15 protein-coding genes are annotated in these 20292 nt (G+C 44.6%); 11 read left to right on the top strand and 4 right to left on the bottom strand.

Going from position 1 to position 20292, the window contains the following annotated elements; genetic code table 11:
• Positions 1-52 precede the first annotated feature (52 nt).
• Positions 53-1390, bottom strand: coding sequence for an MATE family efflux transporter (locus tag G633_RS0116285; RefSeq protein ID WP_026520560.1), 1338 nt, complete (start codon positions 1388-1390; stop codon positions 53-55).
• Positions 1391-2261: 871 nt separating this feature from the next.
• Here G633_RS0116285 and G633_RS0116280 point away from each other — a divergent pair.
• A complete protein-coding gene (locus G633_RS0116280) occupies positions 2262-4148 on the top strand; it encodes a glycosyl hydrolase 115 family protein (RefSeq protein ID WP_022768633.1) in 1887 nt (628 codons plus the stop codon).
• A 3-nt stretch (positions 4149-4151) separates the two neighbouring features.
• Here the strand turns inward: G633_RS0116280 and G633_RS0116275 are convergent, their stop codons facing one another.
• On the bottom strand, positions 4152-5033 hold the full coding sequence (locus tag G633_RS0116275; protein WP_242838887.1) for an alpha/beta hydrolase: 882 nt from the start codon (positions 5031-5033) through the stop codon (positions 4152-4154).
• Between the two features lie 139 nt (positions 5034-5172).
• On the opposite strand from G633_RS0116275, the gene G633_RS0116270 reads away from it, so the two are divergent.
• From G633_RS0116270 to G633_RS19835, 3 genes are all read left to right on the top strand, one after another.
• On the top strand, positions 5173-6540 hold the full coding sequence (locus tag G633_RS0116270) for a hypothetical protein (RefSeq protein WP_026520558.1): 1368 nt from the start codon (positions 5173-5175) through the stop codon (positions 6538-6540).
• A gap of 127 nt (positions 6541-6667) precedes the next feature.
• Positions 6668-7285 (top strand): L-2-amino-thiazoline-4-carboxylic acid hydrolase, encoded by a 618-nt coding sequence (locus G633_RS18860; RefSeq protein ID WP_035771688.1) that lies wholly within the window; start codon positions 6668-6670, stop codon positions 7283-7285.
• A 35-nt stretch (positions 7286-7320) separates the two neighbouring features.
• Positions 7321-7482, top strand: a complete 162-nt coding sequence (locus tag G633_RS19835) for an L-2-amino-thiazoline-4-carboxylic acid hydrolase (protein ID WP_081664837.1) — start codon at positions 7321-7323, stop codon at positions 7480-7482.
• A gap of 52 nt (positions 7483-7534) precedes the next feature.
• Here G633_RS19835 and G633_RS0116255 read toward each other — a convergent pair whose 3' ends face one another.
• Positions 7535-7966, bottom strand: a complete 432-nt coding sequence (locus G633_RS0116255; RefSeq protein WP_026520557.1) for a hypothetical protein — start codon at positions 7964-7966, stop codon at positions 7535-7537.
• A gap of 994 nt (positions 7967-8960) precedes the next feature.
• On the opposite strand from G633_RS0116255, the gene G633_RS0116245 reads away from it, so the two are divergent.
• Both G633_RS0116245 and G633_RS0116240 read left to right on the top strand, forming a co-directional pair.
• On the top strand, positions 8961-10673 hold the full coding sequence (locus G633_RS0116245) for a S41 family peptidase (RefSeq protein ID WP_022768626.1): 1713 nt from the start codon (positions 8961-8963) through the stop codon (positions 10671-10673).
• Between the two features lie 48 nt (positions 10674-10721).
• Complete coding sequence (locus tag G633_RS0116240; RefSeq protein WP_022768625.1) at positions 10722-11495, top strand: PrsW family glutamic-type intramembrane protease; 774 nt, start codon at positions 10722-10724, stop codon at positions 11493-11495.
• A gap of 23 nt (positions 11496-11518) precedes the next feature.
• Here the strand turns inward: G633_RS0116240 and G633_RS0116235 are convergent, their stop codons facing one another.
• A complete protein-coding gene (locus G633_RS0116235; protein WP_022768624.1) occupies positions 11519-12490 on the bottom strand; it encodes an AraC family transcriptional regulator in 972 nt (323 codons plus the stop codon).
• Between the two features lie 121 nt (positions 12491-12611).
• Here G633_RS0116235 and rhaB point away from each other — a divergent pair, with 121 nt between their 5' ends.
• The 5 genes from rhaB (at position 12612) to G633_RS18855 (ending at position 20201) form a co-directional block, all read left to right on the top strand.
• Complete coding sequence (gene rhaB, locus G633_RS0116230) at positions 12612-14060, top strand: rhamnulokinase (RefSeq protein ID WP_022768623.1); 1449 nt, start codon at positions 12612-12614, stop codon at positions 14058-14060.
• A 26-nt stretch (positions 14061-14086) separates the two neighbouring features.
• Positions 14087-15349 (top strand): L-rhamnose isomerase, encoded by a 1263-nt coding sequence (locus tag G633_RS0116225; RefSeq protein WP_026520556.1) that lies wholly within the window; start codon positions 14087-14089, stop codon positions 15347-15349.
• A gap of 37 nt (positions 15350-15386) precedes the next feature.
• A complete protein-coding gene (rhaD, locus tag G633_RS0116220) occupies positions 15387-16214 on the top strand; it encodes a rhamnulose-1-phosphate aldolase (protein WP_022768621.1) in 828 nt (275 codons plus the stop codon).
• Positions 16215-16311: 97 nt separating this feature from the next.
• On the top strand, positions 16312-17457 hold the full coding sequence (fucO, locus tag G633_RS0116215) for a lactaldehyde reductase (protein ID WP_022768620.1): 1146 nt from the start codon (positions 16312-16314) through the stop codon (positions 17455-17457).
• Positions 17458-18050: 593 nt separating this feature from the next.
• On the top strand, positions 18051-20201 hold the full coding sequence (locus tag G633_RS18855; protein WP_051200323.1) for a glycoside hydrolase family 3 protein: 2151 nt from the start codon (positions 18051-18053) through the stop codon (positions 20199-20201).
• Positions 20202-20292 lie beyond the last annotated feature (91 nt).

The raw sequence follows: 20292 nt of genomic DNA, 5'->3' as shown, positions 1-20292 counted from the left end.
TCTCTTTGACTCAAAATGAGTCACCGGGGACGTTTCAAGTTGACTCAAAATCTCATGCAAGAGTCTTGAATTTCCACTTCCCAGAGTAGTACCTGACAACAGGAATCACGCATCCGCAAGCCCATGAAAACGGCGTAGAGATCCAGATTCCAAGAGGCCCAAGGAAAGGAGATGCAGCATAGGCAAATATAATTTTGCCCGCAAGCTCCGTGAGCCCTGCAACCATGCAGGTGTTGACGTCGCCGGCACCTTTTATGACATTCTGGTAGCTCTGCATAATGGCACAGATAAGGTATGCGACACCTACGATAGATAGGTACTGCGCACCTGTGTTAAGAGCAAGCGGATTAGCATCTGCATCCAGGAATATGCCTACGATGCAGAACCTGAAGGTATATGCACAAATAGCAATGACAACAGCACTGAAGAACATGATGATTCGTGACTTCTTCAGTGCTTTTTCTATTCTCTCAAGATTGCCGATGCCGATGTTCTGCCCTGTGAAAACACACAGCGCATTGCCAACGGAGAGGATGACCTGAATGGCAAGTGAATCCACCTTACTGGCTGCAACATAGCCCGCCATGACATCGCTGCCAAAGGAGTTGATGAGCCTCTGTACAGAAATTCCGCCAAGTGTAATGAGGGACGATTGAAAGGTCGAAGGCAGGGATGTTCTGATGATAAGAAGCAGAGTATGTGCATCCGGCAGCAGGCTTCCGACGCCGTTAAAGCTGAGGTCAGCTCTTTTCCTGATTATGATCACAAGGCAGATAAGGCCGGAAACGAACTGGGAAATGACTGTTGCGTAAGCTGCTCCTGCCACGCCCATATTCAGTTTCAGGATAAAGAAAAGATCCAGGCCAATGTTGATAAAGGAGGCGGCGATGAGCGCATAGAGCGGAGTCTTGGAATCGCCTACGCTCCTGAGTATTGATGATGTCAGGTTGTAGAGAACCGTGCCGATGGAGAAAACGAAGATGATCCTGATGTAGGTGACGGAATAGTCAAGGACGTTATTCGGAACCTTCAGGAATACAAGGAATTTCCTTGAATAAACGAATCCGACAAAAGACATGACGGCTGCCAGGAGCAGCATGATATAGCTCATGGAAATGATGGTGCTGCGCAGCTTTTCATAGTTCTTGCTGCCATAACACTGCGCGATGATAAGACCTCCACCGGCGCCCATTCCAAGCGTTATACAGAGCATCAGAAATGTCAGAAGACCTGTCGCCCCAACTCCTGCCAGCGCGTCCGGTCCAAGGTATCTCGACACGATATAAGTATCCACCAGAGAATACAGCTGCTGGAAGATGCTTGAAATAAGCATTGGAATTGAAAAAGAAATGATGGCACCGATAATGCTGCCCTTTGTCATGTCTTTCATGGTGATTCCTCTTTCATGAGTGGAGCTTCGCGTGAGTCATTGGGGATGGTTCTCTTGAGTCATTGGGGACGTTTCAGATTGACTCATTGTGTGCAATGAGTCAATCTGAAACGTCCCCGGTGACTCAATTTGTATGCCACATTTGGCGTAGGCTACTGTCCTATGACAAATTTCTTCTGGGGACAGTAGTGAATTACACATTATCATGTGCAGGGCTACTGTCTCATGACTGAATTGTTATAGAGACAGTAGAAAAATCACAGTTTTTGCAGTGTTTAGACGTGCAAGGTGCTAATTTAAAGCAAATATTTACTGTCTCATGGGGAATTTAATTCGCGGACAGTAGTGTTTGCTCAAACATGACGACCGTGGCTACTGTCCTTGAACAAATTTCAGTGCCAGACAGTAGGATCCGATGAAAAAGCAGGAGTTGGTATTTGCAATTAGTCTTTTTTCTTTCATATTAGTCTAAATCATTAATAGGCACATTTTAGTGCATCCATAGTTGAAATCTTATAAAAAACGACCAAGTTATCACAAAACAATTATGTAAATTGAAGGCTTCTGTTATCCTTGAATTATCAGCAAATAAACAAGCAAATTCAGCTTGATATAAACGCCGGCAGGAGGCAAAAAATCTATGATCATCAACACAAACTTAACTATAATAACAGGCGAAGCAAGCGAGCCTGTTTTACATGCATTAGGTCACTTGAAAAGAGATTTAAGTGAGTCAATGGGGACGGTTCAGTTTTGGACCCTGGGGACGGAGTCAGTGGCTCATTTTTTGCGAGAAAATGCGGTTTCGTCACAATCCTTGAAAAATGAGCCACTGACTCCGTCCCCAGGGTCCAAAACTGAACCATCCCCATTGACTCCCAACCTTATCCTTGAGGAAGATAATTCCCTTGAAGCTGAAACCTACATACTCTCATGCAAGGACAATACCCTGACCATAAAAGCCTCCGACGACCTTGGTTTTATCTACGGTATCTATGAGATAAGCAGGCGCTTTCTCGGTATACAGCCGCTGTGGTTCTGGAATGACCAGAAGATACAGCGCCGCGAGAGCATAGAGATTCCCGAAGGTTTCACCTATAAATCCGAAAAACCAAGAGTCCGCTACCGTGGCTGGTTTATCAACGACGAAGTCCTTTTAGCAACCTGGAAGGTGGACGGAAGCTCAGAACTTCCCTGGGAGATGGCCTTTGAGGCACTACTGCGCCTTGGCGGAAATATGACCATTCCTGGAACTGATAAGAATTCAAGAAAGTACCGCGCCCTGGCGTCCAGGATGGGGCTATACATAACCCATCACCACGCAGAGCCCTTGGGCGCTGAGATGTTCATAAGAGCCTATCCAGACCTGGAGCCCTCATTTGCAAAGCACGAAGACCTCTTCATCGGTCTATGGAAGGACGCAATCAAGGAGCAGTCAGACAGCAAAGTAATCTGGAACATTGGATTTAGAGGACAGGGTGATAAACCCTTCTGGGCAGACGACACGAGGTATGACACGCCCAAAGCCCGTGGCGAGCTCATCAGCAAGATCATTCGCATGCAGTATGACCTGGTCAAAGAGCATAACAAAGATGCAGTCTGCTGCACCAATCTCTATGGCGAAATCATGGCACTTTACCGTGACGGCCACCTTGAAATCCCCGATGATGTCATCAGAGTATGGGCTGACAACGGCTACGGCAAGATGGTATCCCGCAGGCAGAACGATGATGACCCTCGAGTTTATGCGCTTCCCACAGAAAGCGACCACGGAAGACATGGTATCTACTACCACGTATCCTTTTATGATCTTCAGGCAGCAAATCACATGACCATGATGCCGAACTCACCTGCGTTTATAGGAAAAGAGCTTTCAGACTGCCTCTCACATGGCGCAGAGGATTTCTGGATCATCAATTGCTCAAACATCAAGCCCCACCTGTACTACCTTGACCTTGTTGCAAGGCTCTGGCAAACCGGCAACGCAGACACGGCGCAGTACACTCAGGATTACGCGAGGACCTACTACGGAGCCGATAACGCAGAGGCCGTTTCAAAGCTCTTTTCCCAGTGGCCTGAGTATTCACTGAAATTCGGCCCTCACGAGGACAACAGGGCGGGAGAGCAGTTCGCAAACCACATCACAAGGATGCTTGCTACGAACTTTGTTGTGGACAGAAATAGTCCTGCGCCACACCTTAAATGGGCCACAAGCGCCACCACCTTCCGAGATCAGATCATCTGGTATAAAGAGCTTGTGGAAGCAGCAGCTGACAATTATGAACAATATTTGAAACAATGTGAGACTACAACAAAAGCTCTCTCCGATACAGGAAAAGAGCTTTTCAAAGATTCTCTGCTGATGCAGATAAAATATCTGTACTATGGCTACCTCGGAGCAAACCTTGCCTGTGAGAGCATGCTTCTTGGACTTGCCGGAGAATACAAAAAAGCCTTCTACCAGGCCGGACTCGCTCGCGAAGCCTTCCTTTCAGGAGACAAGGCTCAGCGCGACAGAGAGCACGACAAGTGGCAGGGCTTTTATGAGAATGACTGTGAAACTGATATCAAGCAATCTGCCTATGTGATGGAATACCTCATGTCCACCTTAAGAGCAATCGGCGACGGCCCTCATTACTGGGCTTGGCAGCGCGACGTTCAGGACCCCGAAGAAGACAGGAAAGTAACGCTCCTTCTTAGCACCACCAATCATTTGAAGGACTTGGAACTGTTTGATCTCATGAAGCAAAAATTATAATGCTTAAGCCATAAGCTCCATAAAATTGACTCTGAACAAAAACTTCCTGATGATATCTTCATAACGGTCTGCATCAACAAGAATGTTACGGGTATGATCAGCGCCTTTAAATATGTGGGTCTCAGTATAGCCATTAGTCGCGTCTTCAAGCTCCATAGTATCTGAGACAGGTACAACGCAGTCGCTGTCACCCTGAATGAAGCATATCGGAACTGTGTTCCCACCAAGGCTGTCTCTTGTAAAGATCTTTTTATAAGAGTATCCAAACATAAGCCTGAAGAAGACTACAGCCGGATCAAAAAGTACCGGTGATACATGTGCCATCTGCTGAGCAAGCTTGCAAAGAAGTGAATAAAGAGAATTGTAGCAGCTGTCAGCGATAACAAAAGAGATATTAGGATGATACTTAAGAGCGGTAAGAGCAGTTACGCCGCCAAGGCACTCGCCGTGAACACCAATCTTGATATCATCGCCGAAACGGTCAACGGTATCATTTATTACACTGAGAAGGTCTTTGCTCTCCTTGATGCCCCATGTTGACGGAGACTTTTTGTTGTCGCCATGACCACGAAGATCAAAGAGAATACCGTTGTATCCCATTTTCCTGAATATGTTAAAGTATTTGATCCCACCGATTCTGCAGTAAGTAGATGAATGAACCAGGATGACAAATCTTTTGGTAGGAATGGCTGAAGGAATATAGGTGGTATGAAGTTCATAACCGTCAAAAGATTTTATTATGTATTCTTCACTTTTCCAGTTCTTATAGCCATCGAGAAAATGTCTTTTGTTCTCTTTCTGATAAGCCTTGTTTGGATCGATGCACTTAATGATTCCCATTGATCTTGCAAATATTGCACAGAGTGTAAGATATAAAGCTGCCAAAAATATTATGTTTGCTATTACGATTATCATATAACGCTACTTTCTATAAAAAAAATATAAACTGTTTATTGCCCGAAGAAGTATAATAACATGAAAAAGAAAAAATGCAAGTCCCAAAATTGAAACTGGAGAATATAAATTGATAGATCTTTTTACACGTTTTAATAAATCAAAACTTAACATAGAGACGTTATCAGTATTTGGCAGATCTGAGAAATTCTACGCACCCGGAGCACTTCTGTATGTAGAAAACGGGAAAGGACTTATTTATGAGATCCAGTCCTATTTTGAGAAGGAAAAGAAAAGTCTGATGACCCTCATGTTCGGTGATAAGCCTCTTTTTCAGCTTCAGGACGAAGAATATTTTTGTCCGACCTGCGAAAAGATAGTTAAGACCGGATACAATCTTGAGCAGAGCAAAGAGTTTTCTTTTGATGCCATCAATTCTGATACAGCCTCTTTTGAAGAGGTGCTGGAGCAGATAAAGCCTTTGGTGGGGCTTCTTATGGATGGATATTACTGCATCTGGGATACAGAGCTGTACCCAACAGATGGAGGCGGCAACCTTTTCTGGGATTATCCGAACGATGATACTGTGAAACCGGGTTCTTGCCTGGTTTATCTAAAAGATGGCGAGTGGGGAAGCCTTAAGCCTCATTTTACGATAGCTACAGAACCTTTTGAGAAATGCAACAAGGAGAGAGTTGAATATTACAGGCAGCATCCCGGCGCCAGAGCAATTGCCTATTTCATGGACGGGAATCTGACAGCTCTTTTAGATGGACATCACAAGGCAATGGCAGCAGCGTTAGATCACCGGCCCTTTAACGCAGTTGTGATCACCAGGTGCTTTGCCAATGATTTTACGGAAAAAAGCGGGAAACAAAATAGGTTCATAATGGCAAATGATGTCAGGATAGATGCGCCGAAAAAGTGGGTTAACAAAGAAAGACTTCAGAAGATTAAAGATAAGATCCAAGCTAAGAGTAAAGGCCCGGCCATTGTAGAACCGCTCAAGACTCCTTCCTACAGGTCTGTGGAGGATACTTATCCGGCAAAAGAGCTTGTCAAATATTATCCGACTGCTGAGCAGCAGGCATGTATCGATACCTTTGACGTGATTAATGATGAGCTGATAGATGAATATATGAATAAGGCCCAGATGAGTGATGCTGCCAGATTCGGAGATACACTTAAAGCCAGGCTGGTCCATGATTCCAGGAGTACCGGTAATCTGGTGACAGCCCTTGAAATAATGCGCTCCGAGAGATTTCTGGAATTTGCAGATTATATACTAAGGTTCCACTATGACAGTGATCTGCTTATAGATACGATCGACGCCCTGGTGGATTGGAACGAAAGAGGCAAGCAGCTTGGATATGATACGGCAAAAGAGATTTTCGAAAAGCTGGGGAAGGAGAATCTACAGGATTATCTTATCTCCTACATGACAGAAATAGAGGGCGAGAAACCTGTTGTTGGCAAACATGTATTTGAGGTGCTCTGATGGTATATAAGGCCGGTTAAGTGGGTGCTCAAAAAGAGCGCCCACATTTTTTTTGATAAGTTAGCGCTAACTAACAATAAGTGATATCATGAAATATAGCAATGAAGAATAAGAAAGGAAACAGAAGATGCAAAACAAGGCAGAACAGATAATGTCCAAGAAAGGCTTCATAAAGGCTGAAATGGATAAGGTTTTTCCTAAGGAGCAAAGTGATAGGCTCTGGAATGATGCCACAGTTAAGCTTTCAGAGTATCTGCGTAAGTACGAGTCATTGCCTAAGGGAGTACATACCCATACTGATAGCAGGATTTTCCCTTCCTCAGCAATATATCTGACAATAAAGCCTATACTGGGCGAGGATGCGGCATATAAAGTTATTGAAGATGCTGCGATTGCAGGGTGCGTAGGTATACAGGCTAAGCTGGCCAGACTGATGAGAGTACCCGGAATGAAAAGCTTATTTGTTAAAATGTGGGATCCAATGACCAAAAAGATATTTGGATCTTCTTGCGGATTTCAAAATGTCTTTTACCCAAACAAAAAGGGCGAATACAGGATGGATGTAACAGAATGTCCTTATAGTAGATATTTTACTGAACTGGGGTGCCCTGAAATCACGAAGATCTTCTGCGGAAATGATGACAGGATATATGGCAATCTTCCGGGACTTGAGTTCATCAGGACGGGGACATTGGGAAGAGGCGCAGACAGGTGCGATTTTTGCCTGCGAATCAGAAACAATTAAAAGGGAGGCATAAAAAGCTAAAGTAATGAAATATAATGGAATGCCTGCAGGAATGTGGATTTTTTGACCTGGTTCCTGCGATGTGTCATTTGGACTATACAATGAGTGAACTGGGCGGTGCTTCAAATTTTGTCAGGGAATATACACTGGCTTCAGGCGGTCCGTATTGTGACTGCGGATATAAGAAGAAAGCATAGAATCGTCATACAAAAACAGGCCGGAGGAAATTGATTCCTCCGGCCTTTGTTATTATCCGCGAATTCCTAAAAACAATGAGGCGATGACTAGTGAAAGAATCACAACACCTACAAATAGGAGAACATTAAGAAGTATCTTAACTCCGGTAGATTTTTTGCTTCTGGTTGCAATCTGAACAGTAAAGAGAATTGCAAAAAGATTGACTACACCGCCAAGTGCTCCACCGAGAAATACGAAAAAGTTAATAGCATAAAGTACAACAAATACCCATGTCCATGCCGGGATAGGAGCTACTGTGTACTCTTCTCCAGTAACAACGTCTCTGCCGTTGTATACAAGGTGTTTCTGAGTGGTAGAAGAGAACATCTTTGCAATCTCACCATTAGGGAGTGCAATATCAAATACTGCTTCGAAGATATTGCTATCAGCACTGTTTTTGATGGTCTTGGCATTTACTTCCTCGCCACCATTGACAGATATCAAGTATTCTTGCGCAGGCTGATCTCTACAGGTGTTCCGTCTGTGGTTGAAAAGTTCCAGGTTTTTGTTTTAGCCATTGAAAATCCTCCATTTATATAATAAGACTTGGCTATATTACTACTTTTCCAATCATATTTCCACAAAAACATTATTTTTTATAATACAGGGTTAGTAGTAGCTAACAATGGTGATATCATGTATTGGAAGGAAAACATAGGCATGGATCATCCCCGGAACAGAGGATATGATGCCGTACATCTACGGAAAAACGCTGATCGGCAAGTGGGTGTTTACAGTTATAGGATTCCCGGTTTTGGCAGTGCTCATTGCATGGGTGGCTTCAAAGGTTTAATTCCGGGATTATGTACAATGACAAAGTGCGGGGCGGAATTTTAGAAATATGCCTTAACAAGGTGTTTTTGTTTTCTGAAGGCATATTTTTAATATATTATTGATCTTTGATTTGTCTTTGTATGCCTTAAATAGCCCTTTTTATCTATTAAAGGCATACATTGAAATATTTTCATTTTTTGACTAAACTATCAATAATTCCCAAATTTAGTCACTCTTTTTGGAGCTTCTAATGATGCTTGAGTGACTCAGGTGATAGATTTCAGCAGACTTAGTCAAATTTTTTTCAATTTGAAAGTGAAATTGTCTGATTCAAGTCACTAAAGCATGCAAAATAATATACATTAGTCAATTTTGCAAATTTGCCAAATTATATGAATAAGAAAATCTAATTGCGGATGATAAGTTATCCCGGAAGTTAATCTTCTTTTGGTTTCAATCAAAAAATCACCTTATTAAAATAGTGGAAAAATGGAAAGGACAGAATCAGTGCGATATCTGTCCTTTTTTGCTCGAAACGTAATACAAAACACATTTTATCAATTTTTTATTGGAGTTCAAATCTGAATTGGCTCATAATTTATATATGAGAGTTTGTTCCTCACAATAAAGGGAAAGTATCAGGTGCCCAATCAGGAGGTGCTCCATGAAAAAGCAATCATACAATCAGATCTGGACTGTTTTGGCATTGACCATCTTGGGAAGTGCTCTTTTGACCTCCTGCGGAACATCATCCGGAAGCACCCTTACTGAAATGGAAATTCCTTTATATTTTCACTCTGCCAATAATGAGGAAAGTATCAAGCTCTGGTTCGCTGACGAAAGCAAAGACATTCCCTATCTTGACATTGATACTGCCGTCTCCCTGGTGGAGAGAGTAAATCACGAGATTATTGAAGATGAAAATTATGCACTGACCACTTCGGCCCAAGGCTCAGTGGTAACAATTACCCGTGAAAACCAGTATCCTATGCAGATAGATTGTGATAAGGACACAATAAGCTTTTATGATTTCGATGCCTTTTTTGTCCCGTCCTGGACGAGCACGGTTATAGATGTATTGCAGCCTGATACGGTATTTGATGGCCTGATACTCTCAGAAGAAAACTCATACAGCCGCTTTGGTTCAGAGGTGGTTTTTGATCTGAAAAAATATGGGATAGACCTGATTGAAGAGAATGGTAAATGCTATATTCCCATGCAGACCTTAAGCGATATTATGTTGTCTCTTCCGAGTTATGTATGTCTTTTGTATAACAACGAAGGAGTATTTGTGTATGAGTATGGCTCGGAACCCGGAAGGGAACTTTTGAGAAAGTATTATGAAGCACAGCCGAAGGAGAGCAAAAGCGAGGACCTGGCGGAGTTTACCTATAATGAACTATGTATGGTAATGGACTATTATTATGGCCTGAAAGAAAGCCATGGGATCGAGAATTTTGACGACTTTTTTGCTGAGACAGCTCTTAGTGACGCGCTAAGGAGTACTGATCCCGAGATGTCTGCAAAGGCGATGAAAGTTTTGATGGAACTTTATATTGATGATATGCACAGCGGGTATATGCTTAATTCGTGGCGAATGGGCCTGGATACTAACATTGAGGGGAAGAGTGGCAAGTCAATTCAGGATATGAACAGTTCGGCGATGAAGTATTACACTGCCAGAGAAAAGTTTTACCCTGATGGAGTTCCGGGCTATGAAGAAGTAGGAAACACAGCATATATCACCTTTGACAGTTTCATGACAAAAGATCAGGATGCTGATTATTATGAAAATGCACCTACTGCCGATACCCAGGATACAGTTGGGCTTCTTCTGTATTCCTATTCTCAGATTACGAGAAGGGGAAGCCCTATAAAGAATGTAGTCATGGATCTTAGTATGAATTCAGGTGGTGATACCGTTACTGCAAGCTTTGTGATCAGCCTGTTTTTGGGAGAGGGTTCAGTATGTATCCAGGATACACTGACTGGCGCTTATTCCAACGAATGTTTTCGAGCAGATGCCAATCTTGATGGCAAATACGATGAAAAGGATTCGCTCCTTGATTACAATCTCTATTGCCTGACTTCGCCTATCAGTTTTTCCTGCGGGAATCTGGTCCCGAGCGTATTAAAATCATCGGGACAGGTCACAATATTAGGGCAGCAAAGCGGAGGCGGCGCATGCACCGTAATGCCATTTGTTACTGCAGATGGGACTATACTTCAAATGTCAAGCAATCATCGCCTAAGCTACATGAAAAACGGGTCTGTGTATGACATCGATCAGGGCGTTGAACCGGATTATGTGATCCGGCAGCCGGAGCACTTCTATGACAGGCAGGCACTGACTGAGTATATAAATGATCTGTACTAAGCTATAGGGGAACTGTTTATAGCAACTTTTTGAGAAAGGGAAATTATCATGGACGTAAAAACAACTATTATTTCGATTATTGCTTCATTGTTTGCCTTAGTTATCTGTGGATTTATTTACCTTCGAATGATCAAAAGGGAAGTCCCTGAGCCTATAGGGAAACTTCAGGCAATCCTGCCGATAGTTTTGGGCGGCATTTGCGTACCGATTTCCGGTCCTACCGGTCTTGGTTTAGCATATGCATTTAAAAGCATTGGGGTATCGGGTGAAGCAATGGCAAATTTCCCGGCAGCTTTTTATACAGCCTTCTTTGTAGCGGGAGGAACGGAGGAACTGTTTAAGTTTCTTGCAATCATCATCACAATCGTCATCTTAAAAAATAAGATAAACAACGTTTATGAGTATATCCTCCTTGGTGCTGCTGTGGGCTTTGGCTTCACGGTTGTGGAAGACTTTACTTTTGGGGCGTCGATTATTGTATTATTGATCAGGACTCCTTTAATGTTCACTCATATGACGCTTAACATGATCATGGGAGAGTTTATTGGCAGGGCAAAGTATAACAAACAAAAAGGTGAAGGACCTACTGCATTATACTGGGCTCTGGCACTCATCGTCCCAATGGCTTTACATACTCTGTATGATGCCGGAACAGTCTTTAATTATCCTGCTATAAGGGGCGGCGATTTTATTGTAGGCGGCATACTTGGCGGCATAGCAGTTTTGACAAATGTTGTTGTTTTGATCAATGTGCTGGTAAGAGCCAAGAAGAATGCAGAAAAGTTCTCTGCTCTGACAATCTTACCCAAAGACGCGCAGTAAAAGAGGTTGTCTCGACAATTCGCTTACCCCAGCACACTGACCTTCTTCCTGTAATCCCTTGGGGAGCACCCATACTTCTCCGAAAACTTCCTATAGAAGTATGCACTGTTCTCGTACCCGATCTTCTCAATGATTTTCTCGGTGGTAAGTGTCGTGTTCTCCAGGTAATACGCAGCCTGCTGGAGCTTTCTGGTCTGAAGGAGCTGCTTGAAGTTGCTCCCGGTGTGACTCTTTAACAGACGACTTAAATAAGCCGTCGAATAGCCGGTTACAGACGCAAGTTCATCAAGAGTACCACTCTTATAGTTATGATCGATGTACTCAAGCGCATTGATGGTTGTCTGCTGGCCCTTTGAGCCCATGTCCTTAAGGGTGTCGGAAGAGAGCGCAGCAAGATTCATCAGTAAAAGATCCATCGTAGTATTTACAATCTGGTTCATGCCTTTGTGGCCTGAGGTGAGCGTCCAGATAAGATTCTCAACAAGATTATCCACAGCGACCATATCTTTTGTGTGATACAGAAGATAGTCGCTGTGATTTTTTTTCTCTGACAGCGAAGTGATGATGAAGTCACGCAGCACGTTCTCTCGGTCATAGGAGACATCACTCCGGGAAAAGAACTCCGGGAGGATTATAATGTTTACCGCTATATCTTCGCTGCTACATGGCATGATCTCATGCCTGGTGTGACGGTTCATCAGAAGGATATCTCCTTCGGATAAAAAGAGAGTATCGCCGTCAACGATCTTGGTAGTCAGATTTCCCTTTATCATCACCAGCATTTCTATATAGTTGTGCCTGTGCACCGGGAAGTACGCAAATCTGGTGTGGGGACGGATGGCAATGAGCTTACCCTTCTCAAGGAGCTTGGCAGCATCGATGACAAACTCATCCTCGGAGGTGTAAATATCTTTTGAAATAGCGCCGTTTTCCCTGATAATGCGCTCTTCCTCCTCGGTCATTTTACTTAAGGTTTCAACAAGTTCTTTTCTCATAAATCACCCATAACAATACATGTCAAATAAGGTCCTATTTTGTGAGAGATATGGTCCTAGAATATTCCTCACATATCCCATATTATAGCATTGTTGACACTAAATGTATTGGAGTTTCGATATGAATAAATATTTTCTTGCAATTGACATAGGTGCATCCAGCGGACGCCACATAATCGGATGGCTGGAAAACGGGCAGATGCAGCTTAAGGAAATGCACAGATTTGAGAACAGACAGCTCCAGAGAAACGGCCACCTTGTGTGGGATACGGACAATCTCTGGAACGGGATCATAGATGGACTTAAGGCCTGCAAGGCAGAGGGCATGATTCCTGAATCCATCGGCATCGACACCTGGGGTGTTGACTACGTGCTCCTTGATGAAGCCGGAGAGATGCTGGGTGATGCGGTTGCTTACAGGGACCTTCGAACAGAGGGTATTGAGGAAGAGGTCTTTTCCCTCATTAGTGAAAAAGAGCTCTATGAGAGATGCGGAATCCAGAAGCAGCCCTTCAACACGATATATCAGCTGATGGCACTTAAGAAGGAAAGCCCGGAACTTCTGGAGAAGGCACAAGCTCTTTTAATGATGCCTGACTACCTGGGCTACAAGCTGACAGGCGTAAGGAAGCAGGAATACACCAACGCCACCACTTCGAACCTGGTAAATGCGGCCGGCAAGACTTGGGACATGGAAGTGATCAGAAGGCTTGGACTTCCTGAGAGACTCTTTGGAGAGTTGTCGATGCCCGGCACTGTAGTCGGTAATTTGGCAAAAGACATTCAGGAAGAAGTAGGGTTTGATGCAACGGTAATCCTTCCTGCAACCCATGACACAGGCTCAGCTTTCCTTGCAGTTCCGGCAAGAGACGACTCATCGGTGTTCCTATCAAGCGGAACCTGGAGTCTTCTTGGACTTGAGAACAAAGAGCCTATAACAAGCGAAAACGCAAGGCAGCAGAACCTCACCAACGAGGGCGGCGCCTGGTACAGATACAGGTTCCTTAAGAACATCATGGGACTGTGGATCATCCAGTCCATAAGGCGAGAGCTTAACGGCACGGAATATGTCGAAGGCAGAAAGAGTAAGTACGCAGACGGCAAGAATTACAGCTTCCCCGACCTCATTGCAGCAGCAAGGGAATGCGCAGATTTCGGGGCAGAGATAAATGTCAATGATGATGCATTTCTTTCACCCGAGAGCATGATCGACGCCATCAAGGACCACTGCAGAGAGCATGGTCAGCCGGTTCCCGAGAAAGTGGGAGAAATCATGCAATGTGTTTATCGTGGACTTGCAAAATGCTACGCGGACACCATAAAAGAGATTTCCGCAATCACAGGAAAAACCATCACATCCGTCAACATCATCGGCGGCGGATGCCAGGATGCCTATCTCAATGAGATGACAGCACAGGCAACTGGCCTTACTGTTTACGCAGGACCAATCGAAGGAACAGCGATCGGAAATCTTGCCATTTTGATGATCGCATCAGGAGAGCTTTCTGATCTTCAGGCAGCAAGAGATGTTATCTATAACAGTTTTGAGATAAAAGAATTCAGAGCATAAAACTATATAAACGGAGGAAATACGAAATGAGTTACGAACAGGCAAAAGAGAGATACGCTGCAATCGGCGTTGACACAGAAAAAGCAATCGAGAAGCTTAAGGAGGCTGAGATCGCGCTTCACTGCTGGCAGGGAGACGACGTAAGAGGTTTTGACACAGACCCAAGCAAGCCCCTTACAGGCGGAATCCAGACAACAGGAAATTATCCCGGAAGAGCAAGAACTCCCGAGGAGCTCATGGCTGATATCGACGAGGTTTTAAAGCTTATTCCCGGACGTGCCAAGATGAATCTTCACGCAAGCTATGCAATCTTTGATGATGAGAACGGCGGATGGGTAGACAGAGATAAGCTTGAGCCCAAGCACTTCAAGAAGTGGGTGGATTTCTGCAAGGCTAGAAACCTTGGATGTGATTTTAATCCTACATTCTTCTCACACCCTAAATGCGATCCGCTCACTCTTTCTTCACCCGATGAAGAGACGAGAAAGTTCTGGATCGAGCACGGCAAGGCATGCATCAGGATTTCCAATTACCTCGCTGAGGAGCTTGGCGAAACCTGTGTAATGAACATCTGGACAGGCGACGGCTTCAAGGATATTCCTGCAGACCGTAAGGGGCCAAGAGACCGTTACAAGGATTCCATCGAGCAGATCCTCTCAGAGCCCTTTGATTTTAACAAGGTTAAGCCCTGTGTTGAGTCCAAGGTTTTTGGAATCGGCGTAGAGTCCTATACAGTAGGTAGCGCAGAGTTCACATTGTCTTTTGCAGCGACACATTCAGACAAGTGCATTCCTCTTATGGATAACGGTCACTACCACCCAACAGAGGTTGTAAGCGACAAGATTCCTGCACTCCTGTCATTCTATCCCAACATCGCACTTCACATCACAAGACCTGTGCGCTGGGATTCAGACCACGTTGTACTCTTTGATGATGAGACAAAAGAGATTGCAAAGGAAATAGTACGTTGTGGCGGCCTCGACGGAAGAGTATTCATGGCACTTGATTACTTCGATGCATCCATCAACAGAATCGGCGCTTGGGCAACAGGCTTCAGAAATACTCAGAAAGCTCTTTTAAATGCCCTGCTGATGCCTCATGAGGAGCTGAAGAAGTTACAGGATAATTCAGAATTCACCAAGCTTATGATCACACAGGAAGAGCTTAAGACCATGCCATTTGGCGATGTTTGGAACGAGTACTGCAGAAGATGCGGCGCTCCGGAAGATGGCAAGTGGTTTGAGGAAGTTGAAAGGTACGAAAAGGAAGTTCTCTCTAAGAGAGTTTGAACTTTGAATTTATAAATAATAGGAGATGACTGGTAATATGAGAGTTTTAGACGCAGAGTTTACACAAGGCTTTATTCGCATGGCAAACGACGGATGGGAGCAGGGATGGCACGAGAGAAACGGTGGCAACCTCTCCTACAGAATGAAGCCTGAAGAGGTTGATATGGTAAAAGAGGAGTTTTCTGCCGGTGAGTGGAAAGAGATCGGAACAACGGTCCCTGACCTTGCAGGTGAGTTCTTCATGGTGACAGGTTCCGGAAAGTTCTTCAGGAACGTTATCATCAAGCCTGCTGAGAGCTTCGGCATCATCGAGATCGATGACAAAGGCGAGAACTACCGTATCATGTGGGGCCTTGAGGGCGGCGCAAGACCTACCTCCGAGCTTCCTTCACACCTTATGAATCATGAGGTTAAAAAGCGCGTGACAGGCGGTAAGTACAGAGTTATTTATCACGCTCACACAACAAACACCATTGCTCTTACATTTGTGCTTCCTCTTACAGACGAGGCTTTCACAAGAGAGCTCTGGGAGATGGCAACCGAGTGCCCTGTAGTATTCCCCGACGGAATCGGCGTTGTGCCGTGGATGGTTCCCGGCGGAAGAGAGATCGCAGTTGAGACCAGCAAACTCATGGAGAAATATGACGTTGCAATCTGGGCTCATCACGGAATGTTCGCTGCAGGAGAAGACTTTGATCTTACCTTCGGCCTTATGCACACAGTTGAGAAGTCAGCAGAGATTCTGGTTAAGACTCTCTCCATGACAGGAGCAAAGAGACAGACCATCACACCTGATGATTTCAGACACCTTGCTAAGGACTTTAAGGTTACACTTCCGGAGAAGTTTCTTTTTGAGAAAAAATGAGTCACTGGGGACGTTTCAGTTTGACTCAAAATGAGTCACCGGGGACGTTTCAGTTTGACTCAAAAATATATCAATTCACAAGAAGGAGGGTTATAAAATGGCAGATCGTATCGTTTTAAACACCGTGTCTTACCACGGAGCGGGGGCAATCAAGGAGATAGTTGGCATTGCTCAGCAGAAAGGATTCAAGCATGTATTCGTTGCTTCAGATCCTGACCTTATCAAGTTTGGGGTAACAGCTAAGGTTACAGATCTTTTGGACGAGGCTAAGATTCCTTACACTGTTTACTCAAACATCAAGCCCAATCCCACAATTGAGAATGTTCAGAGTGGTGTTAAGGCATTCAAGGAGTGCGGTGCAGATTCAATCATCACCATCGGCGGCGGATCCTCAATGGATACAGCCAAGGCTATCGGTGTTATCATCACAAACCCTGAGTTTGAGGATGTAAGAAGTCTTGAGGGCGTTGCTCCTACCAAGAACCATGCGGTTCCTACAATCGCAGTTCCCACAACAGCCGGAACAGCAGCTGAGGTTACAATCAACTACGTTATCACAGACGTTGAGAAGAAGCGTAAATTCGTTTGTGTTGACACCAACGATATTCCTGAAGTTGCCATCGTTGATCCTGATATGATGAGCTCAATGCCTAAGGGCCTTACAGCTTCAACAGGTATGGATGCACTCACACACGCTATCGAGGGATACACAACAAGAGGTGCCTGGGAGCTTACAGATATGTTCCACTTAGAGGCAATCAAGCTCATCGGTGCTAACCTTCGTGATGCAGTTGAAAACAAGCCTGAGGGAAGAAAAGGAATGGCTATGGCTCAGTACATCGCAGGAATGGGCTTCTCAAACGTAGGTCTTGGAATTGACCACGCTATGGCACACACTCTTTCAGCATACTATGACACACCTCACGGTGTTGCATGCGCTATGTTCCTTCCAATCTCAATGGAATTCAACCGCGACTACACAGGTGAGAAGTACAGAGAGATCGCAAGAGTTCTCGGCGTTAAGGGTGTTGACGAGATGAGCCAGGAAGAGTATCGCGATGCAGCTATCAACGCTGTTAAGCAGCTCTCCAAGGATGTTGGAATTCCTGAGAAGAACGAGAAGATCAAGGAAGAAGATCTTGACCAGCTTGCAACAGATGCTCTTGCAGATGCATGCTATCCCGGAAATCCCAGAGAGGCTACAAAAGAGCAGGTTATCGAGATGTTCAGAATGCTTATGTAATTATTGTTGATTATTGTGCTTATTGGCGCGCTCCGCTTATGGCGGGGCGCGTTTTTTGTGCCCCTGATTTTGAGCCCCGGGGACGGAGTCAGTGGCTCATTTTTGGTCCCTGTGGACGGGGGTTAGGGACCATTTTGGGTAGATGAACGTCGGAATACATCACAAGAATGGTTATATTGATCAGTTGGTTTGAATTGATTTTTGAAAAGCATCACAAGAGTTTCTATATGAAAAAATAGTTGGAAATTGCAAAGATTATTTAGGGGCTGGGGGCGAGAAAACTTGATGCCTAGGGCTTTTCATACATCACAACTACCGGCCTACGGATATCATGTGATGCATTTACTCATTGAGAATGAAAATCACTTTTTACAATTTCCAACTATTTTTTATATAGAGAAATATTGTGGGGTGGCCGAAATTACGTTTCCAACCAAGACCCTGTTCATTGGCCTGTTGTGATGCACTATCTGCTTGCCCCTGTGTAATAGATGGTAATGAAGTGTGATAGAATTAATTATGAGTCAAAGTGAAACGTCCCCGGTGACTCAATAATAGTAATACAATTTGTGGTAAAGACTGGAGATAGATATATGAAGCTTAGCAAGAAAAAGCTTATTCCATTTATTCTGGCGGCAGTAATTCTGTGCAGTATTGTTTTGATGAGTGGCTGCAGAGACAGTGATGCAATTGATAAAAAGCCGGATGAAGAAACAACTCAGATTATAGACAATACATCAGAAAACATAGTTGGAAATTCATCTGAAAATGCAACTGAAACAACCGACCCAAAAACAACTGATTCATCAGGAGATATAACAGACAATCCAGAAGATAAAGCAATAGATGATGAAACCAACCAAAACCTCGACGCAGTCATCTCAGCCATGTCCATGGATGAAAAGATATCTCAGCTGATAATCCCCGCAATCCGAACCTGGAATGATGCAGACGTCACTGACCTTAGCGCTGCACCGGAACTTGCAAGCGCCCTCAGAAACCATCAGTACGGCGGAATCATCCTCTTTGGCGGAAATATCACAGGAGCTGAGCAGGCAACAAGACTTGTTTATGACCTTCAGGAAAACAACATGCAGATAGAGGACGCATCAGCCCACATCCCATACCTGATGCCCGTTGACGAAGAGGGCGGAATTGTCATCCGCCTTAACACCGGAACAAGAATGACCGGAAACATGGCAATCGGAGCCACAACAGATGCGACTGCGAACGCAGAAATAACCGGTAGCATTCTTGGCGAAGAACTTGCTGCAATTGGCTTTAATACTGACTTTGCGCCGGTGATTGACGTGAACAATAATCCGGCGAACCCAGTTATAGGAACAAGGTCTTTTTCTGATGATCCTGAAATCGTGGCGAGCCTGGGCGCAGTATATTCGAAGGGACTATCCGGTAGCAATATAATCGCCACCTACAAGCATTTCCCCGGACACGGCGATACCGAAGTGGACAGCCACATAGGGACTCCGTCGGTGGAAAAGACCTATGAAGAGCTTAAGGAAAACGAACTTGTGCCCTTCAAAAAAGTCATAGATGACGGCGCGGACATGATAATGACAGCCCACATAACCTATCCTCTAATCGATGAGGAGAAGACCTTTGGTGACGGGCAGACCAAGGGCTTTTTCCCCGCTACGATGTCTAAGAAGATGATCACCGACATCCTCCGCACGGACCTCGGCTATGACGGCGTCGTTGTGACGGATGCCTTGGAGATGGGCGCAATATCTACAGCAGGACTTGTTCCGGGAAAAGAGAATTCGGAGGAATATGGTGTTGGAATTGCGGCGGAGGTTATAAATGCCGGTGTGGACATGCTTTTGCTTCCGCTTGATCTCAACAGCTTGGCAGCAGCAGATTATTACGATGATTATATTGCAGGGATAGCTGACAAAGTGGCCTCGGGTGATATTAGTGAAAAGAGAATTGATGAGAGCGTTAAACGCATCTTAAGGCTCAAGGCCAAATACGGAATATACGACCCGGATGGAGTGCCTAAAGAAGCTGCGTCAATTGATGAGAGAGTCGCAAAGTGCAAGGAGATAGTCGGATCCAAAGAACACCATGAAAAAGAAATAGAGCTTGCAAGGCAGGCTGTTACTGTAGTTAAGAATGATGGGGATGTTCTTCCGATTAAAGATGATACAAAGAAGGTTGTGATATTAGGGCGTCAGGCAGGCGATGCCACTGCGATAAAATTCGCGTTTGGCGAACTGGCAAAGAGTGCTGAAGTAGATTACTACTACGATTCTTCCGTGGGTGCGATCATGCATTACACCGAGAGCATGAAGAAAAAAGTTCGTGCTGCAGATTATGTCATCGCATTTTCTTATGCCTCCGGAAGCAGCGCACTTGATAAGAGTGACTCTCAGTTTATTGCATTGCATGAAGCTATGTCTGACACTCATAAAGCCGGAGGAAAGTTTATTCTGGTCAGTGAGAATCTGCCCTATGACGCGGCGGTTTATCAGGATGCCGATGCAATTGTCCTTGCTTATATGGGTGCCGGGCTCAATGTTGACCCGACAAGAGATAAGGAAAGCGAAAACGGGATGAGTGCCAGAAATGCCAACATAGTTGCTGCCATCGAGACAATCTATGGTGCCAATACGCCAAAGGGCCACCTTCCTGTCAATGTTCCTGTAGTGGAGGAATCGGAAGATGGCACCCTTAAGTATGGTACAAAGTATTTGTATGAAAGAGGTTTTGGTCTGACCTATTAATGGTCCCATACCTCCGTCCCCATGGTCCATTTTTGGTCCCTAGGGACGGGGGTTAGGGACTATTTTTTAGTGAGTCAAAGTGAAACGTCCC

The organism is Butyrivibrio sp. FCS006, from assembly GCF_000424525.1.
Classification (GTDB): Bacteria; Bacillota; Clostridia; order Lachnospirales; family Lachnospiraceae; genus Butyrivibrio.
This window is presented reverse-complemented; position numbering and strand designations above follow the sequence as displayed.

Coding starts and splice junctions, on each gene's coding strand:
- G633_RS0116285 (WP_026520560.1), bottom strand. CDS start 1,390: ATGAAAGACATGACAAAGGGCAGCATTATCGGTGCCATCATTTCTTTT.
- G633_RS18860 (WP_035771688.1), top strand. CDS start 6,668: ATGCAAAACAAGGCAGAACAGATAATGTCCAAGAAAGGCTTCATAAAG.
- G633_RS19835 (WP_081664837.1), top strand. CDS start 7,321: ATGGAATGCCTGCAGGAATGTGGATTTTTTGACCTGGTTCCTGCGATG.
- G633_RS0116245 (WP_022768626.1), top strand. CDS start 8,961: ATGAAAAAGCAATCATACAATCAGATCTGGACTGTTTTGGCATTGACC.
- G633_RS0116240 (WP_022768625.1), top strand. CDS start 10,722: ATGGACGTAAAAACAACTATTATTTCGATTATTGCTTCATTGTTTGCC.
- G633_RS0116235 (WP_022768624.1), bottom strand. CDS start 12,490: ATGAGAAAAGAACTTGTTGAAACCTTAAGTAAAATGACCGAGGAGGAA.
- rhaB (WP_022768623.1), top strand. CDS start 12,612: ATGAATAAATATTTTCTTGCAATTGACATAGGTGCATCCAGCGGACGC.
- G633_RS0116225 (WP_026520556.1), top strand. CDS start 14,087: ATGAGTTACGAACAGGCAAAAGAGAGATACGCTGCAATCGGCGTTGAC.
- rhaD (WP_022768621.1), top strand. CDS start 15,387: ATGAGAGTTTTAGACGCAGAGTTTACACAAGGCTTTATTCGCATGGCA.
- fucO (WP_022768620.1), top strand. CDS start 16,312: ATGGCAGATCGTATCGTTTTAAACACCGTGTCTTACCACGGAGCGGGG.
- G633_RS18855 (WP_051200323.1), top strand. CDS start 18,051: ATGAAGCTTAGCAAGAAAAAGCTTATTCCATTTATTCTGGCGGCAGTA.